Origin of the sequence: Nocardia transvalensis NBRC 15921, assembly GCF_000308875.1 — a bacterium.
Classification (GTDB): Bacteria; Actinomycetota; Actinomycetes; order Mycobacteriales; family Mycobacteriaceae; genus Nocardia; species Nocardia transvalensis.
Map to the genome: position 1 here is coordinate 85,093 of NZ_BAGL01000055.1, position 22,524 is coordinate 107,616.

A 22,524-nucleotide genomic window follows, 5' to 3' on the forward strand; every position below is an offset into this window, starting at 1 on the left:
AGGGACGGCGAAACGATGAAAGCGATATTCGGCACGAGACACCGGAGCCCACGCCGACGGCTGCTGGGCGTCACCGCGACGGTGGCGGTCGCGGTGACCGCGTGGTCGGCCACCGGATGTTCGGTGAGCCTGGACAAGCTGCCACTGCCGGCCCCCGGTGTCGAGGGCTACGCGGTGACAGCCACCTTCGCCAACGCCCTCAATCTGCCCACCATGGCACGCGTCCGGTTCAACGGCGCGGATATCGGACAGGTCGAATCGATGCGAGCCGAGAACTACACGGCCGTCGTCTCGATGCGCATCGCGTCCGGCGTGCAACTGCCCGCGGGGACCACCGCCGAACTGCGCTCTGCGACCCCGATGGGCGACGTCTTCGTGGCACTGACACCCCCCGCCCACCCGGACCCCGGCGCCCCGGATCTCGGTGACGGCGCGAATATTCCGCTGCCGCAGACCTCCGCGGCCGCGACCATCGAAGAGGTGCTCACCAAGGCATCGCTACTCGTCAACGGCGGAGCCATCGAGAACGTCACGAGCCTGGCCAACAACCTCGGCCAGGCCGTCGGCGGTCGCGGCGACCGGCTGGGCGCCCTGATCGAACAGACCAGGGATCTGGTGAACAACCTCGCGGCCCGCTCCGACCGCATCCGCGCCATCCTGGCCGGCGCCGCGGATCTCAGCGCGACGGCGGCGGCACAGCGCGGCGACCTCAGCGACGCCGTCGCTGCGGCCGCACCCGCCTCGCAGGTCATCGGCGACAACACCCAGCAACTCGTCGACCTGATCGGCCAGGTGAATCGTATTGCGCGGCAACTCGACCGATACCCGTCGGTGAACGGGACCAGCGACCGCAGCCTGGTCGACTCGATGAACAGGCTGGCCGACGGGTTGAACGTCGCCGCGAACAACCCCGAGGCCGATCTCGACGCGCTCAACAGCATCATCCCGATCATTCTGAAGGTCACCGACGCCTCGTCGGCACACGTGGATGTCGATGTCGTCCGGCTCGCGGCGGGCGCGGTGCCCGACCCGAACACACCCGCCGATTCCGGCGGCAGAATGCCCGACGCCACGGACTGGGCGAGTTTCATCGGGTCGCTGCGATACACCCTCGACCGACTGAAGAACAAGGTCGAGCCGGTCCGATGACGCGAGGAGGCGTGCGGCACATGGTTTTCGAACGTCCGGCCCGAGTGCTGGTATACATCGCGCGACGCCTGGCCCGGCACCGAACGCTGACCTCGTTGCTCGCCCTGGTGCTGGTTTTCGTCCTCAGCACCGGCTATCTCGTGCTGGGTTCGTTGCGGCTCGACCCGCTCCGGTCGCAGTACCGGGTGCGAGTCGAATTGGGGCAGTCCGGCGGCCTGCTCGCCGGCCAGGACGTCACGATCCGCGGCGTGCGGGTAGGGCGGGTGCAGTCGGTCGACGCGGTCGGCGACACGATCGTCGCTGTCGCCGCCGTCGACTCCGGCACGCGGATCCCGGCCACGGCGACTGTGCGAGTCGCGTCCCTGTCGGCCGCCGGCGAGCAATACCTCGACTTCGTTCCCGCTCTCGATGCCGGGCCGTACCTGACCGACGGATCCGTTGTCGCCCAGCGACAGACCTCGACCCCGACCACGCTGACCACCCTCCTCGCCCACCTCGACGGCACCTTGACGCAAATCGATCCGGGACGCGTCGAGGCCATCACGCGCGAACTCGGAACGAGTTCGGCGGGCCCCGACAAGCTCGCGGCCATCCTGGAGGGCGGCATGTTCCTGCTGTCCACCCTGGATTCGGTACTGCCCCAGACGGTTTCGCTGCTGCACAACAGCAAGACGGTCCTCACCACCCTCGGCGACACGGCCGGGGGCCTGCGGGCGACCGCCCAGAACCTGTCGCGGACGACAGCGGGCATGTCATCGATGACCGGCGGCTACGAGACTCTCCTCGGCACCACCCCGCAGGCTCTCACCGCAGTGGACACCCTTATCGCCGACAACTCACCGACCATGGTGCAGTTACTCGGAAACCTTGCCACCACTTCGCAAATGGCCTACGTACACACTCCCGCCCTGCAGGAGTTCTTCTTCCCGCAGCAACGCACCGGCTCGACTCTCGACGCCATCGGCACGGGCCTGCACGACAATGCCGCCTGGGCATTGGTGAGCGCGTACCCGAAATACGCATGCGACTACGACCTTCCCAGGCTGCCCGGCTCCGTACCGGACTTCCCGGAGCCGTACCTGCACGCACGCTGCCCGAACGCCGACCCGTCGATCCTCCCCCGCGGTGCCGCGAACGCCCCGCGCCCGCCCGGCGACAACACCGCCACCGCACCACCCGGCGCGGACCCGCTGCGGCGGGCCGATCCGACACCGACCGGGCCCCTCAGCATCCCGACCCCCGACGGCGGGTGGCCCGCACAACGGGGCTCCGTGCCACCGCCCAAATGACTACGGAATCCGCGCCGTCGGCGATCTGCCGGTCAAATACCGTCGGCAAACCCGGGCGCCAGGAACGTCCGGATCATCCGGCATTCCGCCTCGGGATCCTTCACCGGCCAGCGCCACAACATGAAGACCACGCGGATGAGCCACTGTGCCGCCGACGGGTCCCGTAACGGCCGCCCGATCATCTCGTCGGCGAGACCCTCCACCGCGGACGATTCGACAAGCCATTCACCCTCGTGTTTGCTCATTATCGAATTCATCATCATCGGGCCCAGCGGATCCGACCGGATCCGTTGCAGCGCTACGATGACGGCGGTGACCACCCGCTCCGGGCCGTCGAGATCCCGAATACTGTCGCGGACCAGGTTGACGACCCGCGCGGAGAAAATGCCGAGCACCGCTTCCCGTATGGCGGCTTTGCCACCGGCATGGCGATATATCGTGGCGGGTGAACAATGAATTTTCGCGGCCAAAGCGTCGATGGTGAACTTGTCGAATCCGTCACGCGCGATCAATTCGGCTGCCGCGGCGTAGATGCGGTGCGACGCCGCTGCGCTGCGATCGCGTCCGATCAGCCAATCTTTCGATGCCACGGCACGCACATCCCTCGGCTCGATCGTACGGATACATTCGACGCGGACGATTATGACAGTATCCGGCGAGTAATACTCTCGAATTCACTGCTCGCGGTGCTCGTCGAACAGCAGATGTGCTGCGCGGGAGATGACATGACGAATATCGGAGATGTTGGCGGGGTTGGTCGTGAGGTCCAGCAGACACGTCGTCAGCACGTGGCCCAGCACCAGCGCGCGATCGTGATCGTCTGTCCAGTCGGGGTCGGCGACCGCGGCGCGCACAAGTTCGGTGAACAACGGACGCCACACTCCGATGCCGGGGCCGTCCCCGCTGTGCACCGAATTCATCCCGGCCTGCAGCAAATTGCAATCCTCGGCAGCCCAGTCGAGGAGCCGGGTGAACGCGGTCGCGACTCGGTCGGCGATGCCGGCGTCGGGATCCGCGGGCAGCCGCGTGAGGCGATCGAGGGCCCCGAGCGCCCACTCGGCCATCAGATGCTGGATCAGGCCGTCTTTGGAACCGAAGTATCGGTACACGGTGACCGGCGTGGTTCCCGCCGCCGCGGCGACAGCACGGATGGTGACACCCTTGTAGCCGTTGCGCGACGCCAGCGTGCGGGCGACCGCGGCGATGTCGTTACGCCGTTCCCGTTCAGCCGGACCGAATTCGCGCACCACACGCAGAGAATCGCGCGACTCGCGCAGCAGGGCGGCAGCGTCATCGTTCACCGGTCGAGGGTACCGCAGTCGGCCCTACATGTTGTATAACACGTTATATCACGTGTGAAAGGACGGTATCCGCCATGACCGTGTCCGACCTGTTCTCCCCGGCCGCGCTCGACGATCCCTATCCGGTGATCGAGGAGCTGCGCGGAACCGGTGACGTCCATTTTTCGCCCGATCAGCGCATGTACGTGGTGCTGGGATTCGATGCGATCCGCACCGTTCTGGCCGACCCGCAGACCTATTCGAGCAACCTGGTCGCGATGCTCTCGGCGGCGTCGGGGTCGACGACGGTATCGGTGTCCGGCACCGATGGCGGCCTGGATGTGCTGGCGACCGCGGATCCGCCGGCGCACACCGCGCAGCGGGCCCTGGTGCGGTCGTGGTTCGGTCCGGGCTCGGTGGCGCAGCTGACCGGCACGATCGACGCCGCCGTCGCTCCCGCTGTCGCCGGACTGGTCGCCGCAGGCGGCGGGGACTGGATGAGTGCGGTCGCCCACCGGGTCCCGGTCGAGGTGATCGCCCGGCTGATCGGGCTGCCGGCTGCCGATCACCGGCGGCTGGCCGAGTGGTCGGACGCGGCGATCGACCTGGTCTCCGGTGTCGCCGACCCCGAGCGCGCGGGCCGGGCGGCGCTGGCGGTGCTGGAGTTCGCCGATTACCTCGGCGCCCGGCTCGACGACGTCCGCCCGGGAGCGTCCGGCGGTGTGCTGGACACCGTCGCCGCGGCCGTCGCCTCGGGGACGCTCCGGCGCGACCAAGGCGCCATGCTGCTGGTGCAACTGGTGACCGCGGGCGCCGAATCGACCACGAGCCTGCTCGGGACGGCGGTCCGACTCCTGAGCCGGGACCAGGATCTGCAGCGGTCGGTGCGTGCCGATCCCGGGCGTATCGGCGCGCTCGTGGAGGAGGCGGTGCGTATCGAGAGCCCGTTCCGTGGGCATTTTCGTGTTACCACCACGGCCACGCGCCTGGCCGGGGTGCGCCTGGAACAGGGCGCCCGGCTGATGTTGATGTGGGGTGCGTCCAATCGCGACCCCCGCATCTTCGACCACCCTGGCGACGTCGACCTCGACCGCGCCCGGCCGACACAGCACCACAGCTTCGGTCGCGGCATCCACTTCTGTCTCGGCGCTCACCTCGCCCGCGCGGAAGCCGTTCGGGCCGTACGCATCTTGCTGGACACGACCAGCACCGTCGTACAGCGAGAACCCGAACCGGCCTACGTTCCCAGCCTGATCGTGCGGCGCCTGGCCCACCTGAATCTGTCGGTGACCCCCACATGAGCGCGACACCCGACTCCCCTGCCCGCCGCCACCACACTCGCACAGAGCCTGCGCCACAACGCGATACACACGATCCGCACCGCAACAACACGCGGTAGCGGCCGAGGTCTGGAAACAACGAACGAGCAGTGAAATGGGCTGGTAATCGAGCAATGCCGAGCCCCATGCTTGCCGTCGTCGCTGAAACATCAGGAGGAGAGCGATGATTCGCAGAGGTGAGCATGCGGTGGTCCTCGGCGCGAGCTTGGCGGGTCTGCTCGCCGCGCGGGTGCTGTCGGACGCCTACGACCGGGTCACCGTCGTCGAACGCGACCGGTTCGACGACGTGCCGGGGCCCCGCCGGGGTGTACCGCAGGGCAAGCACGTGCACGCGCTGCTGCCGGGCGGGTCGCAGGCACTGGAAGCGCTGTTTCCCGGGCTGCTGGCGGAACTCGTCGCGCAGGGGTCGAAGGTGATCGAGGACTACACCGAGTTGTATTTCTCGATCGCGGGCAACCGGCTCTCGGCCGCTGTCGAACCCGGAGTTCGTACGCATCTGCCGACCCGGCCGCACCTGGAACGGCGGATCAGGGAGCGGGTCGTGGCGCTCCCGTCGGTCCGGATCGCGGACGGGCGCGATGTGGTGGGCCTGGTGCCCACGCCGCACGGCGAGCGCATCGACGCCGTGCGGATCATGGCCCGCATCCCGGGGAGCGCGGAGGAGGTGCTCGCGGCCGACCTCGTGGTGGATGCGATGGGCCGGGGCACCCGAGTCCCGGTCTGGCTCACCGAACTCGGCTACGGCGCCCTCGCCGAGGACTCGGTCGCCGTGCACATCGGCTACTCGAGCGTGCGGTTGCGGTTGGAACCCGGCACCGAGCCCGAGAAGATCGTGCTCATCGGCCCGACACCGGTCCGCCCCACCGGCATGGCGCTGCTGGCCACCGAGGACGAAACCTGGCTGTTCACTGCCACCGGCTACCGGAACAACCACCCGGGCAGCACATTCGACTCGATGGTCGACGGCGTCGAAGGATACGTTCCGGCGCACGTCCTCGACGCGCTTCGCCACGCCGAGCCGCTGTCGAAGGTGGCGACCTATCGCTACGACGCCAACCGCCGACGCCGCTACGACCGGGCGGCCCGGTTGCCGCGCGGGCTGATCGCACTCGGTGACGCGCTGTGCGGATTCAATCCGATCTACGCCCAGGGCATGTCGGTGACGGCGCTCGAGGCGACGGCGCTGCGGCAAGCCCTGCGTGACAACGGTGAGGACCTGGAACGCCGGTACTTTCGCGCCGCCGCCGCACCGGTGCGGGTCGCCTGGCAACTGGCGGTCGGACAGGACCTCACTCAGCCGCTGGTGGAGGGGCCGCGATCGCTCCGGGTTCGCGTGGCGAATCGCTGTGTGCGGCAACTACTGGAGGTCGGCAGGCACGACCCGGTGGTGGCCGCGCGGTTCCTCCGCGTGTCGACGTTCGTCGATGCGCCGAGGGCGTTGCTACGGCCGGGCGTTCTCGCCCGGGTACTGCTCGGATGCTGATACACAGGGCAAATGACGATTCCTTCGACGCCGTCGCGAACGGTCGCCGACCGACTGCGGTCGGCGCGGCGGCGCCGGTTCGTAGGGCGCACGGGTGAGGTGGAGTTGTTCCGCGCGGCGCTCGCGACCGAGGAACCCCTGTTCACCGTCCTCTATCTCTACGGTCCCGGTGGCGTCGGGAAGACCGCGCTGCTCGCGGAATTGGCCGAGGTGGCCGAGGCCGCCGGCGTGCGCACCGCCCGGATCGACGGCCGCACCGCGGAACCGACGCCCGAGGCCTTCCGCAGCGCTCTCGATCCGGCCGGGGCCAGGTTCGTCCTGTTCATCGACACGTTCGAACGCCTTACGCCCCTGGAGGATTGGCTGCGGGAAACGTTCCTGCCCGGGCTGCCCACCACGGCGCTGGTCGTGGTCGCGGGCCGGTACCCACCGGGGCGGGCCTGGTCGAACGATCCGGGCTGGCGGGAGCTGCTGCGAGTGATCTCGCTGCGCAACCTCGCCCCGGACGAGGCCCGCGCCTATCTGCGCGCCGCCGCGGTCGACGAGGACTCGCACGAGCGGATACTCGCGCTCACCCACGGCCATCCGCTCGCCTTGTCGCTGCTGGTCGATGTCGTGCGGCAGACCTCGAGCGAACTGCCGGCGAGTCTGGTCGAGGCGCCGGACGCGGTGCGAGCACTCCTGGAACGGTTCGTCGACTCGGTACCCGGGCCACGCCACCGTGTCGCGCTCGAAGTGTGCGCGCACGTCCGCCACACCACCGAGGCGCTGCTACGGGCCGCGATCGGGGAACCCGGCTGCGCCGAAGTGTTCGAGTGGCTGCGCGGATTGGCGATCATGGAGCACGGCCCGGTCGGGCTGGCTCCCCACGACATCGCCCGCGACGTGCTCGACGCCGACCTGCGCTGGCGTGACCCGGAATCGTATGCTGCCATCCACCAGCGGGTCCGCGGTCATCTCATCGGCCTGCTCGACAGCAGCGACCAGGGCGGCCCGCCGATCGCGGACCTGGTGTTCCTGCATCGGCACAATCCGGCGATCTCGGGCTACTGGGACTGGTCGACGTTCGGGCGCGCGTTCCCCGACCGGTATCGGCCGTCCGACCGGGAGTCGATGCTGGCGATGACGAAGCGCCACCAGGGGTCCGACCAGGCGGATCTGGTCGAATACTGGCTGGCCCGCCAGCCCGAACGCTTTGTCGCCGTGCGCGGATCGGGCAGCGCGCCGGTCGGCTACTTCTGCCGCCTCGCCCTGCACGAGGCGACCGAGGCCGACCTGGCCGGCGACCCCGGCACCCGCGCCATGTGGGACTACGCCACACGGTACGGTCCGCCCAGGCCCGGAGCGCCGGTACACGCCGGGCGATTCCTCGTCGACGCCGACATGAACCAGCTCCCCTCCCCGACGATGAACGTGGTGACCGCGTTCTCCACCCACGCGTGGCTGTCTCAGCGGGGCGCGACGTGGGATTTCATCGGCGCGTTCGCCGCCTCGGACGACTGGGAGCCGTTCATGAACCACATCGACTTCCACCGCGCGACCGACTACCCGATCGGCGGGCTGAGTTACGCGGTGTACGCCCACGATTGGCGCCGGGTCGGCATCGAGCAGTGGCTGGAGCTGACCAACGACCGTGTCGTCGGCCCCGGCCCCACCCGATCGGCGCAGCCCGACCCCGAACTCGTTCTCTCGCAACCGGAATTCACCGACGCGGTCCGCGCGGCCCTGCGCGAACTGGGTCGCGGCGGCCGCCTCGACCGCAATCCGCTGCTGCGGTCGCGAGTTGTCCGGGCCTGTCCCGGCGGCGCCACCGGCGACGCGTTGCGCGAGATGCTCACGACGATCATCGCATCGCTGCGGGCCGACCCGCGCGCGGGCAAACTCCACCGCGTTCTCGATCGCACCTATCTCCACCCGGCCCCGACGCAGGAACGAGCGGCCGAGGTCCTCGGGCTCCCCTTCTCCACCTACCGCCGCCACCTCACCCAGGGGGTCGAGCGAGTGGCCGCCGAACTGTGGGAGCGGGAACTCTACGGAGACGATCCCCCGTCCGCCGCGGCGCGGATCGACAGCTGTCAGCCCTGAGCTGTCCGGCGGCTTCGGCTCGCGGGGTCGTTCGCCGGGAATCCGCAGCGGCGCACGAGTTCCGGATCGCCGAACACGGTGATCCGGGTGATCTCGCCGGATTCCGTTGTCAGAACGCCGATTCCGAAGGCGACGTAGTCCCCCCTGTCGTCCCGGAGGTAGGCCGCGGCGGCGGGCTGGCCGTTGACCGTGGTGGGGAGCATCCGCCAGGTGCCGGGTACGCCGAGCACCTGGTTCGCGAGGTAGGCGACACACGTCCGCTTGCCGGAGAACCAGGTTCGCGACGGCGGCATCTCGATCACCGCGTCCCGGTGCAGAATGCGCTCGAGCCGGGCGGCGTCGGCGCTCTCGAACGCGGCGATGTATTCGTCGAGCAGGGCGCGGCCGCGCGGGTCGGTCGGCTCGTTCCGGCGTGCCGCGATATCCGCGAGACCGTCGAGACGGGCGCGGGCGCGTTGCAGGGTGCTCTTGACCGCGGCGGTACTGGTGCCGAGCAGGTCCGCGACCTCGGCGGCCGGGAAGTCCAGCACGTCGCGCAGTATCAGCACGGCGCGCTGACGTCCCGACAGCTGCTGGAGCATGGCGATCAGCGCCAGCCGGAGACTGTCGCGGGTCACGGCCACGGCCGCCGGATCGTCGGACGCGGGTGTCACCAGGGCGTCCGGCAGCGGCCCCAGCCATTCGGTGCGGGTGTCGGCGGAATCCGGTGTGGCATAAGGGTTTGCGCTGGCGGTGTCGAGGCCCGACGGGAGTACGCGGCGGCTGCGGTGCGCCAGCGCCGTCAGGCACGCGTTGGTGGCGATGCGGTAGAGCCACGTCCGGACCGAGGAGCGCGCCTCGAATCCGCCGTAGCCGCGCCAGGCCCGCAGGTATATCTCCTGCACCAGGTCCTCGGCATCGTCGTGCGAGCCGAGCATGCGGTAGCAATACGCCAGTAGTTCGCGCCGGTGCGGCTGCGTGAGCGCGGTGAATTCGGCGTTCGGTGAGCGGTCCTCCGTCGGCACGACGACCTTCCTTTCCGGGACGCCGGGACTGTATCGCGGACGCGGTGCACGAAATTTTCGGCTCGACCCGATTCCTTTTCCGAGCGGCCGTGGTCCATATCCCCGCAACCCGAACGAAAGGACCGGCATGACCACCGCCTCGCACCTCGCGGCCCGCACCATCATCGATGGGCCGCACGCGGCGATTCTCGCCACCACCAACGCCGACGGACGCCCGCAATCGTCGGTGATCTTCGTGAAGTACGACGACGACGCCCTCGTGTTCAGCACCATCGAGGGCCGGTTGAAGACCCGCAACATGCGGCGCGATCCGCGCGTCAGCCTGCTGCTGTACGGCCGGGACGACGGCCGCTACGTCGAGGTCCGGGGCCGCGTCGACATCACCGCCGACCCGGGCAAGGTGCTGCTGCACGAGATGTACGACCGCTACATGAACGGCGCCACCCCGCCCCCGGAACCGGACGCCGAGCGCTTGATCGTGCGGATCACCCCGGAACGCTTCTACGTCTGGCCGCCCGCGAACGACTGAATTCCCGGTATCGATCGGGTCAGCCGGCGCCGAGGGCTTCGAGAATCATCGGACGCGCCGTCGCCAGCGCCTCCTGCCAGTACGGCCAGGTGTGGGTCCCGTTGACGATATCGACGCGCGCGGCAATGCCCAACGCCGCCAGTCGATCTCGGAACATCTGCGTCGCCACCATCGCCAACGCGTCCAGGCCCATGGCATTCACCGTGTTGCCGACGCCGCTGGGCAGATCCAGCGGGCCCGGCACGCCGTTACCGGCCGAGACGTACATCGGGAGCCCGCGCAGCAGTTCGGCCTGTTCGGTGGCGTCGTTGCGACGCCAGGCGGGATCGCTTGCGGGACCCCACATGTCGTCGACGTTGAAGTTGCCCTCGTCCCACATGGCCGCGCGCATCGCCTCGTCCCACATCGGGAAGGTCGGGTGCAGGAACCCCGAGAACGATCCGGCGAAGGTGAACTGGTCGCGGTGGTGAGCGGCCAGCGTCAGCGCGGCATTCCCACCCATGGAGGCGCCGACGATGGCGTTGTTGGCGCGCGAAACGCCGTAACGCGCAAGGAAAGCGGGCAATTCGGTGGTGAGGAACGTCTCCCACCGGTATGTCGTCGCTTGCCGATTGGTGCTGCTCGGCCGGTGCCAGTCGGTATAGAAGCTCGAGCGGCCGCCGACCGGGAACACCACCGTGACGTCGTCGCCCGCGAATCGGCGCAGCGCGTCGGTGTCGGTCGTCCACTGGCTGTGATCGGCCGGCGCACGCAGCCCGTCGAGCACATACAGCGCCGCGCTGCCGCCGCGCGCCGCCCACTGCACCTGAATCTTGATCGGCCCCATGCTGGAAGGCACGGACAGTTCCTGGAATCCGCCCGCCGGCGCCCGCCGCACCGGTGCGTGAACCGGCTCGGCCGCGGCCACACCCCCAGTGATCCACGACATCACCAAGACCATGACCGCGACGACACCGGCCTTCCCCAGCCGTGGCCGTCGGCTCGAATATCCCGTCACACCACACCTCCCCACTACTGCCCGGCACACTGCCGAAGACCCGAACTCCGACGGCTGCCCAGCCTAGATTCACCGGGCAGGACCAGCCACGACCGGGAAGACGCCCGGCCGTGAGACGCGCGATCCGGTGGCCGCCCATCGGCGACCACGCCTGGCCGAGAATGCCGTGTTCGGTATCGAAGGTCGCGGTGCGGGCGGATCAGCCTTGGCGTTTCCGATCCTCACGCAGCCGGTCGACGGCACGCATGATCAATGTGGCCCGGTCGGCATTCGACATCTTCTTTGCCTCGTAGGCGATCAACCGTTCCGCAGTGGCGTGACTGCCCATCACCATGGTGAGTAGCAGGCGGTAGGAGTCCGGCTGAGCGAGTTCGGGGGTTTTCCTGCCGGGCCGTGACGCCGGCCGGACGTTTCCGGCAGCGGCCGCCTGACTCAACCAGTGCCGGGCTTCGGCGCTCTTTCCCTGCTTGCGCAGTAACGATCCCAGGCTTTTCACAGCACCGGGAGCGCCGCCGTCGACCGCGCGGCGGAGCCAGTGTTCCGCCTCGACGAGATCGCCACGCTCGTACAACAGCCGACCCAGGTTGTGTATCGCGAGGATATTGCCCGCCGCTACCGCCTGCCGGTACCACTGTTCGGCTTCCAGCAGGTCGTGGCGGTGCTCCGGCAGCAGGAACAAGCGCCGCAACAGTGCGCCCCCGCCCGACCTGGCCACTCGATCGTGAAGCAGCCGACCCATGTTGAACGCCGCGTCCATGTCACCACGGGAAGCGGCTTCGCCGTACCAGTATTCGGCCTCGGTGAACTCGTCGGTGTCCTCCAGCAGCGATCCGAGGAGATTCATCGCGCGGGTGATGCCGCCCGCGGCGGCCGTACGGCACCAGTGCTCCGCCTCTCGGAGATTGCCGCACCGGCTCAGCAGCGACGCCAGATTGTGTGCGGCATAAGGGTTGTCGGCGGCCGCCTTGCGGTACCAGTGCTCGGCCTCGACGAGGTTTCCGTCATCCTGGGCCAGCACTCCCATCTTGTTCTGCGCCGCGGCGTTGCCGGTATCGGCGGTCTTGCGGTACCAGTATTCGGCCTGGGCACGCTCGCCACGCCGCTCCCACAATCGGCCCAATGCGACGGTGGCATCGAGATTGTCGGCATCCACCGCCCGGCGAAGCCAGCGCTCGGCTTCGACGAGTTCGTCGCGGTCGAGGAGCAGTCGTCCCAGGCTCGCCATCGCGGCGACGTCGCCGACCGTGGCGGCTTCGCGATACCAGTGTTCGGCACCGGCGTGGTTGCCCTGAGCATCGAGGTGCCGTGCCCTGGCCGTCATCTCGGCGGCGCCGTCCGTCCGACTCGCTGTCATCTGTTCCTCCCGGGGATCCGACCGGCCCATGCTGACGTAGACCGGCCGGGTGGCCGAAAGGTTGGGTAGCGATCTCACTTCCGGCACGGCGGTGCGTCGTCGGCCCCGACCGGCAGCTGAGCACGTTCCTCCGCGGAGTAGTCCCGGTTGTGAATTGCGCACAGGCGATCGAATATATTGTCCCGGTCCAGATTCATACGCAGTGTCCCACCGCGATACAGGATATGTACCGTATTATCATCGGCGGTCACATCGTATATTGTGCCCGGCAGTTTCAGCGAAGATATCTTCCCGCGATTGCGGTCCCAGATGTCGATGTGATTCACAGCGGCCCCGTCGATTGCCACCCACAGACCGCCCGGAGTGGTTCCACGTAGGTACGGCACGGGCGGCATCGGCCGCGACGGTACGGTTACCGCACCGGTCGCCGGATTCCACATTTCCACACGTCCGGTCTGCACGTACACGACAGGGTCGATCGGGTCGTAGTACGCACCCTTGTATTCCTGGCGCTCCTTGACATCGAAAGTGCTGACGCGCCGCCGATCGGCCACGTTCCACACCGCGGCCCCTTTCGAAGAGGTAACCAGAATCTCGTCGGGCCGGCCGGCGGGCCGCCCGAGACCACCGTCGGCACTCAGCCGTACGAGTTCGTCTTCGTCACGCCACAGTGGCAGCGGATCGGACACCGATCGGCCGTCGCGTATTCGCCAGCGGGTGAGTATGGCGCCGTACATCGCCAGGACCTCGTCCGAGCCGGAGAACACGACGGCGCCGCGCAACCCGTCGACCCCGTCGAGCTCCACCGGGACCGGCAGCGGGATACGCTGGACCACATCGAGGGTCCAGGCGTCGAAGACCACCAGTTGCGGCCGCTCGCCGACAGCGACGAGATAACGGCCGTCGGGCGTGAACTTCATGACCGGTTCGTCGCCGAGATCGATATCGTCGGGTGCGCCACCCAGAGCGAGCCGCGCCAGACGTTGTGCCCGCGGCCGCACCCGGTCGATCTCGAGGCTGCTCGTGGCAGCGGCGGGGTCGCGAATATAGGTGGCGATGGTCTCCGCGTTCGACCATGCCGTCGCATTCGGCACCTGCGTGAACATACCGTCGTCGCCGACAGGCTCGGCGGGCGAGGAGCGCAGCAGACCTTCTCGTGCGAACTCGTTGAGTACCGGCCCTCGGTCGGTATCCGTGACGATCGTGCTGTTCCCTCCGGTACTGCGGCCGACCTCGGCTCGATAGATCCTGCCCGTCGTCAAGCTCATCAACCTGATACTGAAGACAGCGTCGCCCGCGTGGTTGTCACCGTCGATGAAAAACTGTTCGGTACTGTCCAATCTCGTCCGGACGCAGAAGTCGTAATCCACATCGAAACGGGACCGCTCGACTCCCGTTCGGATATCGAAAACCGCCAGGGTGCGCTGCCGCTGGTCCGGCGGTGCCGGTAGGCAGGAATATATGCCTCCCCGAGACGGGATTCCGTCCGGCAGCACGCGGATCACATTCCCGCCGAGGTCGCGAACCACGTTGAAGTATTCCGTGCCGTCGGTCTCGGCGAACGTGATTTCCGTGCCGTTCGCGCCGACCCATATCGGAACTTGATCGCGCCGATCCGCCGCGGCGGGAGGCGCCGCGATGCGAGTCGGGTGCGAGGTCGAGGTGTCGTACACCTCGAGAACATCCGGCGGGGACGGTTTCTCGGGTCCTCGTTCCGGATCGATCGACAACACCAGCATCCCGCCATCGGCCGAAAGCCGCGCTTTCACGGCATGGTCCGGCAACGACGGCACACCGGCCCGGACGTGCACCGGCCCGGTGCGGCTGCGCACATCCCACACCGACACCCGTCCGCCCCGCTCGACGACGGCCAGTGTCCCGCCGTCGCCGGACATCGCGACCGCCGCCACGCGCTCCTCGGCCGGCACCTTCCAGATCACCGGCTTTCCTTCCCGAAGTCCGGTCTGGACCCGGGCCGTGCCGTCGACGCCGACAGCCACCGACGCCGCCCCGTCCGTGGCGGCCGACGCCAGGATGCGGTCCGCACCGGTCGGCATCTCCCCGGGCGTGAAACGGGCGAGCGCACCGAGAGCGGCCTGCTGGTACAGCAGGGCGTCCTCGACCTCCGGGTTGCCCGGAGCGTGCCGGTGTGCCGCCTGTGCGAACTGCAGGGCCGTCAGCGGCTGCGAGTCGGCCAAGCGCATCGACTCCTTGGCGAGGTTGATCCCGGCCGCCAGCCGCAGTTGCTCCGCGCGTTCCTGGCTGGTGCGGTACGCCGCGACCGCCGTGGTCGCGGCCACCAGCGCCAGCACGGCCGTTGCGGCGGTCACCATCCGCCAGCGGCGCACCTCCCGGCGCCGCACGCGCCGGCTCGCCTGGATATACCGGCGCTGTGCCGGGGAGAGATCGGAGGCGCGAGCGGTCAGCCATTCCTCGGCGGTAGCCAGCGCGCTACCGCGCAGCAATGCTCCGCTCTCGTGGTGCGCCGCTTCCCATTCGGCTCGCCTGCTGTCGAATTCCTGCTGCCAGGAACGGAAGTCCCGATCGTGTTCGAGCCAGCCGCGCAGGGTGGGCCAGTTGTCGATCAGGGCCTGGTGGGCCAGTTCGACGATCACGACGCCGTCGGACCGCCGTCCGACAGCCACCAAGCGCTCACGGGCCAAATGCCCTGCGAGACCGTGCAGATCCGGGTGTTCGGCCAATGCCACCGCGGACCGGACGAATCCGGCACCGGTCCTGGCCGGTACCGCGACCATCGTCAGCAGCCGCCGCACCGCCGCTGCCTCCGGCTCCGTGAACCGGGAGAGCGCGCGATCGGCGCGGCGGGTGATCGCACCGGCGACGCCACCGGAACGGTGGTAGTCGGCCAGGGTCAGCCGCCCGCTGCCGCGCTGTTCCCACAGTTCGGTCAGTGCCGACTCGAGCAACGGCAAGCCGCCCGGCTGATGCACCGTGTCGTCGACGAGCCGTTCGACGAGATCGGCATCGATACCGACACCCGGGGCATGGGCCAACGGCCCGCGAATCACATCCCGCAGTTGGTCACGCTCCATGGCCGCCAGCGCCACCGTGGCACCGTCGAGCAGGCTCGCGATCTCGGTGTCGACGAGTTCACCGACCGCCTCCCACCGGAGCGTCAGCACCACACGTATCGTCTTGCCGGCGGTGTCGGCGGCGGCGACGAGGTCGATGAGCCGGTGCATCAGGTCCTGCGCCTGCGCAGGCGCCGTCGCCGCCAGATCCTCGAACTGATCCGGGAACACCAGCAACCCCGCATCCGGGATGCGTTCGATCAGTTCTGCTCTACGGCTCTCGTCGGTCACCGTCTGTCGCACGACATCCATGAGGAGAGCGGACACATCGTCCCCTCCGTCGTGCACCTGCGCATCCGAGGTCGTCGACAGGCCGGTGAGGCGAACGGCAGCGACAGCCATACCCCGTTCACGCACCCGGGGCACCACACCGGCGCTCACCAACGACGACTTCCCGGTGCCCGACCCGCCGACTACCGCCACGAACGAGCGCTGGTCCACAGCGGCCAGCACTCGTTCGATATCGGCGTCACGGCCGTGGAACAGCGCGGCGTCACCCTCCTCGAATCGCTCCAGCCCGCGATACGGATTCGGCAGCATCGCCGGATCGATGTCGAGTACCTCGGCGATCGGAATCATGAAGGCGGTCCGCGTATATCGCCGCCGGTCCGCCGCCACCGCCATGCCGACCACAGCCCCGGAGGCCGCGTCCCACACCGCGGCGCCGCTGAACCCGCCCGTGATCGGCTGCCCGCCGGTCGCCGCCTGGAGCTGTAGCCAGCCCACCCCCTGCGTCGCCCGGAACTCTCCCGACACCCACACGCCGGTGTCGAACTCGGCCGGGAACCCCAGCATTCGGAACTCCCGGCCCCAGGGTTCCTCGGCGCGCCAGAACGGCGGCGCCACCACCGGTTCCGGCAGGGCCTCGACAATCTCCAGCACGGCGATATCGCCGCCGCCGTCGGCCGTGATCGGCGCCCAGCGGCGCACCCGCGCACGGACACGGCCGGTAGCGGGCGACAACGGAAAGTCGATCCAGACCGCGGTGTCCGGTGGCCGGGTTTCCCGCGCATCGGCCCCGGCAGCTTCGGATACAACATGCACGCAGGTCGCGACCAGCCGCGGGCCGACGACGAACCCCGCACCGACGACCGCTCCCGACTCGGCGAGAACTCGCACGGCCACCGAGCCGAAACCCGCAGTGCCCCCGCCTGATACGCCTGCCCGCATCCGAGGCTCCTCCCACCACTCGCGTCACGCGAACCACGTGACGAAGTCTCCACCCAACCTTTTCGCCGCCCAGCGGGTCTATACCCGCGTGAGCATCACCGAACAGCGCCGCACCCGGCCGCGATCACGCAGCAACCTCGCGCGACGGTGCGCGGCTCGGGTCAGAGCGTGGCACACCGGGAGGAAATACGCGGACTCCGCGCCTGCACACGGGCAGCCGGCGTCTGCGGATACGAGACGGAGGGGCGCGAGGATGACGGTAGCGAGCATGGGAATCGGAGCGATCGCGTGAAGCAGTCACCCGTACCGCCCCGCGCGGCATCCGCCCGGTACCACAGCGCTTCATCGACGCTGGTCCGCTACGTCGCTATCGGTCTGATAGTGGGTGGGTGCCTCGCCGCCGCCGCGGGAGTCCTGATGACGGTCCTTGCGATCGGCGGCCCCTCTTGTGCGTCGTACTGCGAGGTACGCCAGTGGGGTGGCCATGCCGGCTACGTCACCCACGAGGAATCGGTGCGGGCAGTCGAGCGTGACAAGCGGGTGGCCGTCGGCAGTTTCGTCGTGGCGGGCGCCCTGGTCGGCGCGGGCCTCGTCACCGCCGTCGCGTATGTGCGGTACCCATGACCTACCACCCCACTTCTCCCCCGGGAGTCCTCGGAGGCGAACAAGAGCGCCGCCTGCATGTTCGTGCGCGGCGACCGGAAACTCACCCGCGCGTTCGGCTGACACGGGATCCGATGGGCGCGCGAGGTTCAGGCCGCCGCGAGCCGTGCTCGGATCCTGGCCAGCGCGTCGTGCACGTATCCCTTGACGGTGCCGGTGCTGACGAGGCTGGGCGATCCCGAAGCGGCCCTGGCGATTCAACGCACGGTGCTGGCCGACCTCGTGCCCGATCGCGAACGGTGGGCGGCACTGTGGGCCGTGGAGTTGCGCGCGTGGTCGCTGGCACGAACCGTCACCGATCCCGCCCGCCGTCCGGCTCGGCGGGCGACGGCGGCGGTGGCGACCGAAATCGCGCTCCTGGCGGGCGGCGCCCGGCGGCTGCGCGACAGGCTCGGCATCGATCTCCGACAGCTCGGACCGTTCGCCGACCTTGCCGCCGAGGCCGTCCGGACCGCCGAAAAAGTACTGGGCCCCACGGCATACGCCGCCGCCGAGGCCCGCGGCGCACACCTGCGGCCGGAGTGGAGCGAGGTCCAGCGACTGGCCGCGGGCACTCTGCACAGCGCCACGCCCGCGGCGCCGGTCGGGAATGCGTCCCGGTCCCCCTCCTCGTGGACCACGCTGACCAGCGCCGAGCGAGATGTCGCGACGCTGGCGGCGGCAGGGTGGACCAATTCCGCGATCGCCGCCCGGCGCGGAAAATCGCGCCGCACCGTCGACGCGCAAGTCGCCACGATTCTGCACAAGCTACAGATCGCCTCGCGCGCCGACATCGCGGGATTCGCTCCGCACGACCGGACCGGCGAACCGTGAACGGTGTTCACCCGCCTGCTCCCCGAGGCCGGGCATGCTCACGAATTCCGGATCGTCGCCCGACGGCACGGTTCCGGTCAGTCGCGGCACGGTTCGGTGCTGTCGGCGCCGATCGGCAGTCCGTCACGTTCGGCCGCAGTGAAATCGCGGTCACTGATCGCGCACAGGCGCGCGAACGCGTTCTCCCGGCTCAGGTCTATGGTGGCGGCGCCGTCCTGCGACATCAGAACCATGCTGTCCGCGCGCACCCCGACCTCCAGCCCGGGCCCCGGCGGATGGAATTCGAACATGCGACCGCGCCCGGCGTCCCACAGTTCGACCGAATCCGATTTCACCGCCACTATCAGGCCGTCTTCGGTGGCGCCACGCACCGTGGACATGGTCGGGATCGGATGGGACGGAGTCGACATCGCACCGGTGTCCATATTCCAGATCCGCCCGCCCACATAGATTTCGGGCTTCCCAGCCGGCAGCAACAACGACGGCATCGTACTCAGCGTGTCCCGGTTCCACGCCCGCAGTTTGCGACCGTCGTGCAGGTCCCACACCGCCAACCCCTCCGGCGATGTGACGACGACCTGACCAGTGCGGTCCGAACGCGGGACCGCCTTGCCGATCTCCGCCAGCATGCGCAGTTCGTCGGTGTTCTCGAAGACCGGTATCGGATTTCCCACCGGCGCACCGTCGTCGACCCGCCACCGGGTGAGGACACCGGCATAGAGCACCACGACCTCGTCGCCGAGCACCTTGATGTCCTTGCCGTTCTTGGGCACATCTCTGCCGAGTGCGGCCGGAACAGGCAGCGCCATCGTGCGGACCAGCCGCAGATCCTCGGCCGCGTAGACGCGCAACTCGTCGGTCTGCCCGACCGCGAACAGATAGCGGCCGTCACCGGTGAACCCGAAGGCGATATCCCCGCTACCGAGGTCGAGTTCGCCCGGCCCGCTCCCGGTCACCGCACTGGACATGCGGGTCTGACTCGGCCACAACCGCAGCGCGTCCACCCGGCGTCGGTCCGCTGCCACCCGATATATCGCCAGGGTGGCGTTGCCGCCGGGCGCCCAGACGAAATCGACGGGAGGTGGATCCCGGAACTGGTTCAGGTCGTCGACGCGGGTCGCCGGTTTGTATCGCATCAGCCCGATCGGATACGCGACGTCAACCTCGACCCCCTCCGGAGTGGGCCGGACGAAGAATCCGTCCTTCGACATGATCGGCAGTTGCTGGAACTTGAACAGCTCGCCGGACCGTAGATCGACCACATAGCTCAGGCCGAATGCGTCACCCACATCCAGGTCCGTCATGATCGCATAGCGTTCGGACTGGTCGATGAAGGCGCTCTGACAGATCGCGGACGGCACCCGGAGGCGAATCCGCTCGTCACCACTCTCCGGATCCGACACCACGATGTCGCTGGTAGGCGTGGTCGCGCAGCCGATGATCGCATCGCCCGCACGGCCTCGGCCGCTCGGCAACCGGCGCACGACAGCACCGGTCGCGATGTCGCGCACGACATTCGCCGGCTCGGCGTCCACCGACTGCTCGCGGAACCATACCGTCGTGCGGTCGACGCGTCTGGGCAGCCGATCGGTCGGGTCCTGCGAGGAGTACGCCGCGACCAGAGCCGGTCGCGTGCTCGACGTGTCGTAGACCTCGATCCGGTCGGGCCGGTTCACCCGCGGATTCTCGGCGCGGTCGGGGTCGTAGGTGACCACCAGCTGTGTCCCGTCGTCCGAGAACCTTCCCAGGGTGGAGACGCTGCTGGTCGCGCCGTCCGCTGCTCGGATTGCGATCGGCCCCCGGCGCTCACGCGGCAACCACATCATGACCTCGCCGGAGCGTGTGAACAGCGCCACCCGGCTGCCATCGGCGCTCACCGCGCCGGCGGTGAAGGTCGTCGACGGAGGGATCGGCAGCACCCAGGGTTGCGGGTCACCGGTCAGCACGCCGGTCCAGACCGTCGCCGAGCCGTCCTTGCCGACGATCAGGAACAGCGTTCCCTCGCGATCGGTGCTCAGCAACTCGGGCGCGGCCCAGGGAACCGGGTCGAGCGATGCGACTCCGGCCCAGGCGATCTGCTCCCGCACCAGGGCCGCCTCGACTTCGGGACGACCCGGCGCATTGCGCTGCGCGGCCTGAGCGTACTGGAGCGCTTTCAGGGGGTCGCTCTCCGAAATCCGCAGCGACTCCTGCGCCAGGCTGATCCCGGCCGACAACCGCAGCTGCTCGGCCCGGTCCCTGCTGCTCCGATACGCCACGACGGCGGTGCTCGCGGCGACCAGCGCCAGCACCGCCACCACGGCGATACCGGCGCGCAGGCGGCGCACCTCGCGTCGCCGCAGCTTACGGCTGGCGTACAGATACCGGCGGTCGGCCTGCGGGATGTCGGTGGCCCGGGCGGCGAGCCACTCCTCGGCGGTGGAGAGCGCACTGCCGCGCAGTAACGCGCCGCTGTCGCGGTGTGCCGCTTCCCATCCCAGCCGTTCCTCTTCGAGTTGCCGCTGCCAGGAACGGAAGTCGCGGTCGCGCTCGAGCCGTTCGCGCAGCAACGGCCAGTTGTCGACCAGCGCCTGATGCGCCAGCTCGGCGGTCTCCGCACCGTCGGACCGGCGGCCCACGACGACGAGCCGGTCGCGCGCCAGCCGGCCGGCGATATCGCGCAATTCCGGAAAGTCCGACAGCGAGGCGACCGCCCGCACGAATCCGCCGCTCGTGGTCGGCGCGGCCAGCATCAGCAGCAGCCGCCACGCCTCCGCCGCACTGCCGGAGTCGGTGAACTGTGCCAGGGCCCGCTCGGCCCGCCGCGTGATCGAACCGCCGGCGCGCCCGGCACGTTCGTAGTCGGCGAGCGTCAGCCGGCCACCACCGCGTTGTTCCCACAGCTCGGTGAGCATCGACTCCAGCAGGGGCAGCCCGCCCGGCTCCGAGACGGTGTCCTCGACCAGGCGCTCGACCAGATCCGCGGCGACGTCCACGCCGGGGGCGCGTTCGGCGGGACCCCGGATCACCTCCCGCAGCTGCGTCCGGCCCATCGGTGCCAGCGCGACGGTCGCGCCGTCGAGCAGCCGCGCCAGCTCGTCGTCCACCAGTTCGTTCAGCGCCTCCCACCGCAGGGTGAGCACCACCCGCACCCGGGTGCCCGCATCCTCGGCGGCGCGGGCGAATTCGACCAGCCACCCCAGCAACGCTCGCGCCCGGTCGGGAGCAGTAGCGGCCAGATCCTCGAACTGGTCGGGGAACACCACCAGCCCCTGCGCCGGAACCAGGCTCGCCAGCTCAGTCGCCGACTCCGGTGACGAGTCCGCTTGCCGCGCAACCTGTTGCGCGAGAGCGGCCACCACCGCGGCCGAGTCGGCCGACGGGTCGGCGGAGGTTGGCTCCGTACCGTGTGCCGACGAATCACCGGCGAGGCGAAATGCCGCGACGCTCATACCCCGTTCCCGTAGCCGCGGGATCACCCCGGCACTCACCAACGAGGATTTTCCCGTGCCGGACCGGCCGGCCACCGCGACCACCGCGCGCTGATCCACAGCCGCCAGCACACGATCGGTATCGGCGTCACGGCCGAAGAACAGGTGTGCGTCCCGCTCGTCGAACCGTTCCAGTCCGCGATACGGATTCGGCAGCAGCGTCGGGTCCGCGCCGAGCACCTCGGCGATCGGAATCATGAACGCGGTGCGCGTATAGCGGCGGCGGTCCGAGGCCACCGCCATGCCGACCACCGCAGCGGAACTGGAATCCCACACCGCGGCGCCGCTGAACCCGGCGGTGATCGGCTGGCCGCCGGTCGCGGCCTGCAACTGCAGCCAGCCGCTGCCCTGCGGGGCGCGGAATTCGCCCGAGACCCAGACGCCGTCATCGTGCTCCACCGGGAACCCCAGCATCCGGAACTCCCGGCCCCAGGGTTCGTCGGCACGCCAGAACGGCGGTGCGGCAACGGAATCGCCGTCCGGGATGTCGACGTCCAGCACCGCGATATCGCCGCCGCCGGACGCGTCGATCGGCGCCCACCGGCGGACCCGGGCGGTCAACAGCGCTCCGGGGCGCAGCAGCGGGACATCGATCCGGACCGGCGCCGCGGGCGCCTGTCCCCCTTCCGGATCGACGCCGAGCGCGTCGGCGATCACGTGCGCGCAGGTCGCGACCAGCCCCGGGCCGACGACGAATCCGGCCCCGACGACTTCCCCGGAGGTCGAGAACACCCGTACCGCGGTCGCGTTCAACCGTCCGGACCCGCCGACTTCGGGGTTCCGCAATCCCATATCCCTACCTCCAC

15 protein-coding genes are annotated in these 22,524 nt (G+C 69.2%); 8 read left to right on the plus strand and 7 right to left on the minus strand.

What is annotated here, in order from left to right:
- Positions 1-15: 15 nt before the first annotated feature.
- Together ON41_RS17185 and ON41_RS17190 are read left to right on the plus strand one after the other, a co-directional pair.
- Positions 16-1,149 carry an MCE family protein gene (locus ON41_RS17185; RefSeq protein WP_040748654.1) on the plus strand — a complete coding sequence of 378 codons (1,134 nt, stop codon included), beginning with the start codon at positions 16-18 and terminating at the stop codon, positions 1,147-1,149.
- A 20-nt stretch (positions 1,150-1,169) separates the two neighbouring features.
- The gene (locus ON41_RS17190; protein WP_040748655.1) at positions 1,170-2,438 is read left to right on the plus strand and encodes an MlaD family protein; all 1,269 of its coding nucleotides are present in this window, start codon (positions 1,170-1,172) and stop codon (positions 2,436-2,438) included.
- A gap of 32 nt (positions 2,439-2,470) precedes the next feature.
- On the opposite strand, the gene ON41_RS17195 is transcribed toward ON41_RS17190, so the two are convergent.
- Complete coding sequence (locus ON41_RS17195) at positions 2,471-3,028, minus strand: TetR/AcrR family transcriptional regulator (protein ID WP_040748841.1); 558 nt, start codon at positions 3,026-3,028, stop codon at positions 2,471-2,473.
- Positions 3,029-3,112: 84 nt separating this feature from the next.
- Complete coding sequence (locus ON41_RS39085; RefSeq protein WP_051161718.1) at positions 3,113-3,739, minus strand: TetR/AcrR family transcriptional regulator; 627 nt, start codon at positions 3,737-3,739, stop codon at positions 3,113-3,115.
- 74 nt (positions 3,740-3,813) lie between these two features.
- Between ON41_RS39085 and ON41_RS17205 the strand changes: the two genes are divergently transcribed.
- The 3 genes from ON41_RS17205 (at position 3,814) to ON41_RS17215 (ending at position 8,626) form a co-directional block, all read left to right on the plus strand.
- Entirely contained in the window at positions 3,814-5,019 is a 1,206-nt protein-coding gene (locus ON41_RS17205; RefSeq protein ID WP_040748656.1) for a cytochrome P450, read from the plus strand.
- A 202-nt stretch (positions 5,020-5,221) separates the two neighbouring features.
- Positions 5,222-6,541, plus strand: coding sequence for an FAD-dependent oxidoreductase (locus ON41_RS17210; protein WP_040748657.1), 1,320 nt, complete (start codon positions 5,222-5,224; stop codon positions 6,539-6,541).
- 12 nt (positions 6,542-6,553) lie between these two features.
- Positions 6,554-8,626, plus strand: coding sequence for an AAA family ATPase (locus tag ON41_RS17215; RefSeq protein ID WP_051161720.1), 2,073 nt, complete (start codon positions 6,554-6,556; stop codon positions 8,624-8,626).
- Here ON41_RS17215 and ON41_RS17220 read toward each other — a convergent pair.
- A complete protein-coding gene (locus ON41_RS17220) occupies positions 8,617-9,630 on the minus strand; it encodes a sigma-70 family RNA polymerase sigma factor (RefSeq protein WP_051161722.1) in 1,014 nt (337 codons plus the stop codon). The genes ON41_RS17215 and ON41_RS17220 overlap by 10 nt on opposite strands.
- Positions 9,631-9,757: 127 nt before the next feature.
- On the opposite strand from ON41_RS17220, the gene ON41_RS17225 reads away from it, so the two are divergent.
- Positions 9,758-10,159, plus strand: a complete 402-nt coding sequence (locus ON41_RS17225; RefSeq protein WP_040748658.1) for a PPOX class F420-dependent oxidoreductase — start codon at positions 9,758-9,760, stop codon at positions 10,157-10,159.
- Positions 10,160-10,178: 19 nt separating this feature from the next.
- On the opposite strand, the gene ON41_RS17230 is transcribed toward ON41_RS17225, so the two are convergent.
- The 3 genes from ON41_RS17230 to ON41_RS17240 form a co-directional block, all read right to left on the minus strand.
- Positions 10,179-11,099 carry an alpha/beta hydrolase gene (locus ON41_RS17230; protein WP_051161803.1) on the minus strand — a complete coding sequence of 307 codons (921 nt, stop codon included), beginning with the start codon at positions 11,097-11,099 and terminating at the stop codon, positions 10,179-10,181.
- Positions 11,100-11,355: 256 nt separating this feature from the next.
- A complete protein-coding gene (locus ON41_RS39090) occupies positions 11,356-12,510 on the minus strand; it encodes a tetratricopeptide repeat protein (protein WP_169336492.1) in 1,155 nt (384 codons plus the stop codon).
- A gap of 74 nt (positions 12,511-12,584) precedes the next feature.
- Positions 12,585-16,772 (minus strand): serine protease, encoded by a 4,188-nt coding sequence (locus ON41_RS17240; protein ID WP_157185506.1) that lies wholly within the window; start codon positions 16,770-16,772, stop codon positions 12,585-12,587.
- A gap of 417 nt (positions 16,773-17,189) precedes the next feature.
- On the opposite strand from ON41_RS17240, the gene ON41_RS17245 reads away from it, so the two are divergent.
- Together ON41_RS17245 and ON41_RS17250 are read left to right on the plus strand one after the other, a co-directional pair.
- Entirely contained in the window at positions 17,190-17,396 is a 207-nt protein-coding gene (locus ON41_RS17245) for a hypothetical protein (protein ID WP_157185507.1), read from the plus strand.
- 189 nt (positions 17,397-17,585) lie between these two features.
- Complete coding sequence (locus ON41_RS17250) at positions 17,586-18,248, plus strand: helix-turn-helix transcriptional regulator (RefSeq protein ID WP_157185508.1); 663 nt, start codon at positions 17,586-17,588, stop codon at positions 18,246-18,248.
- A gap of 77 nt (positions 18,249-18,325) precedes the next feature.
- Here ON41_RS17250 and ON41_RS17255 read toward each other — a convergent pair whose 3' ends face one another.
- A complete protein-coding gene (locus ON41_RS17255; protein WP_040748663.1) occupies positions 18,326-22,510 on the minus strand; it encodes a S1 family peptidase in 4,185 nt (1,394 codons plus the stop codon).
- Between the last annotated feature and the right edge of the window lie 14 nt (positions 22,511-22,524).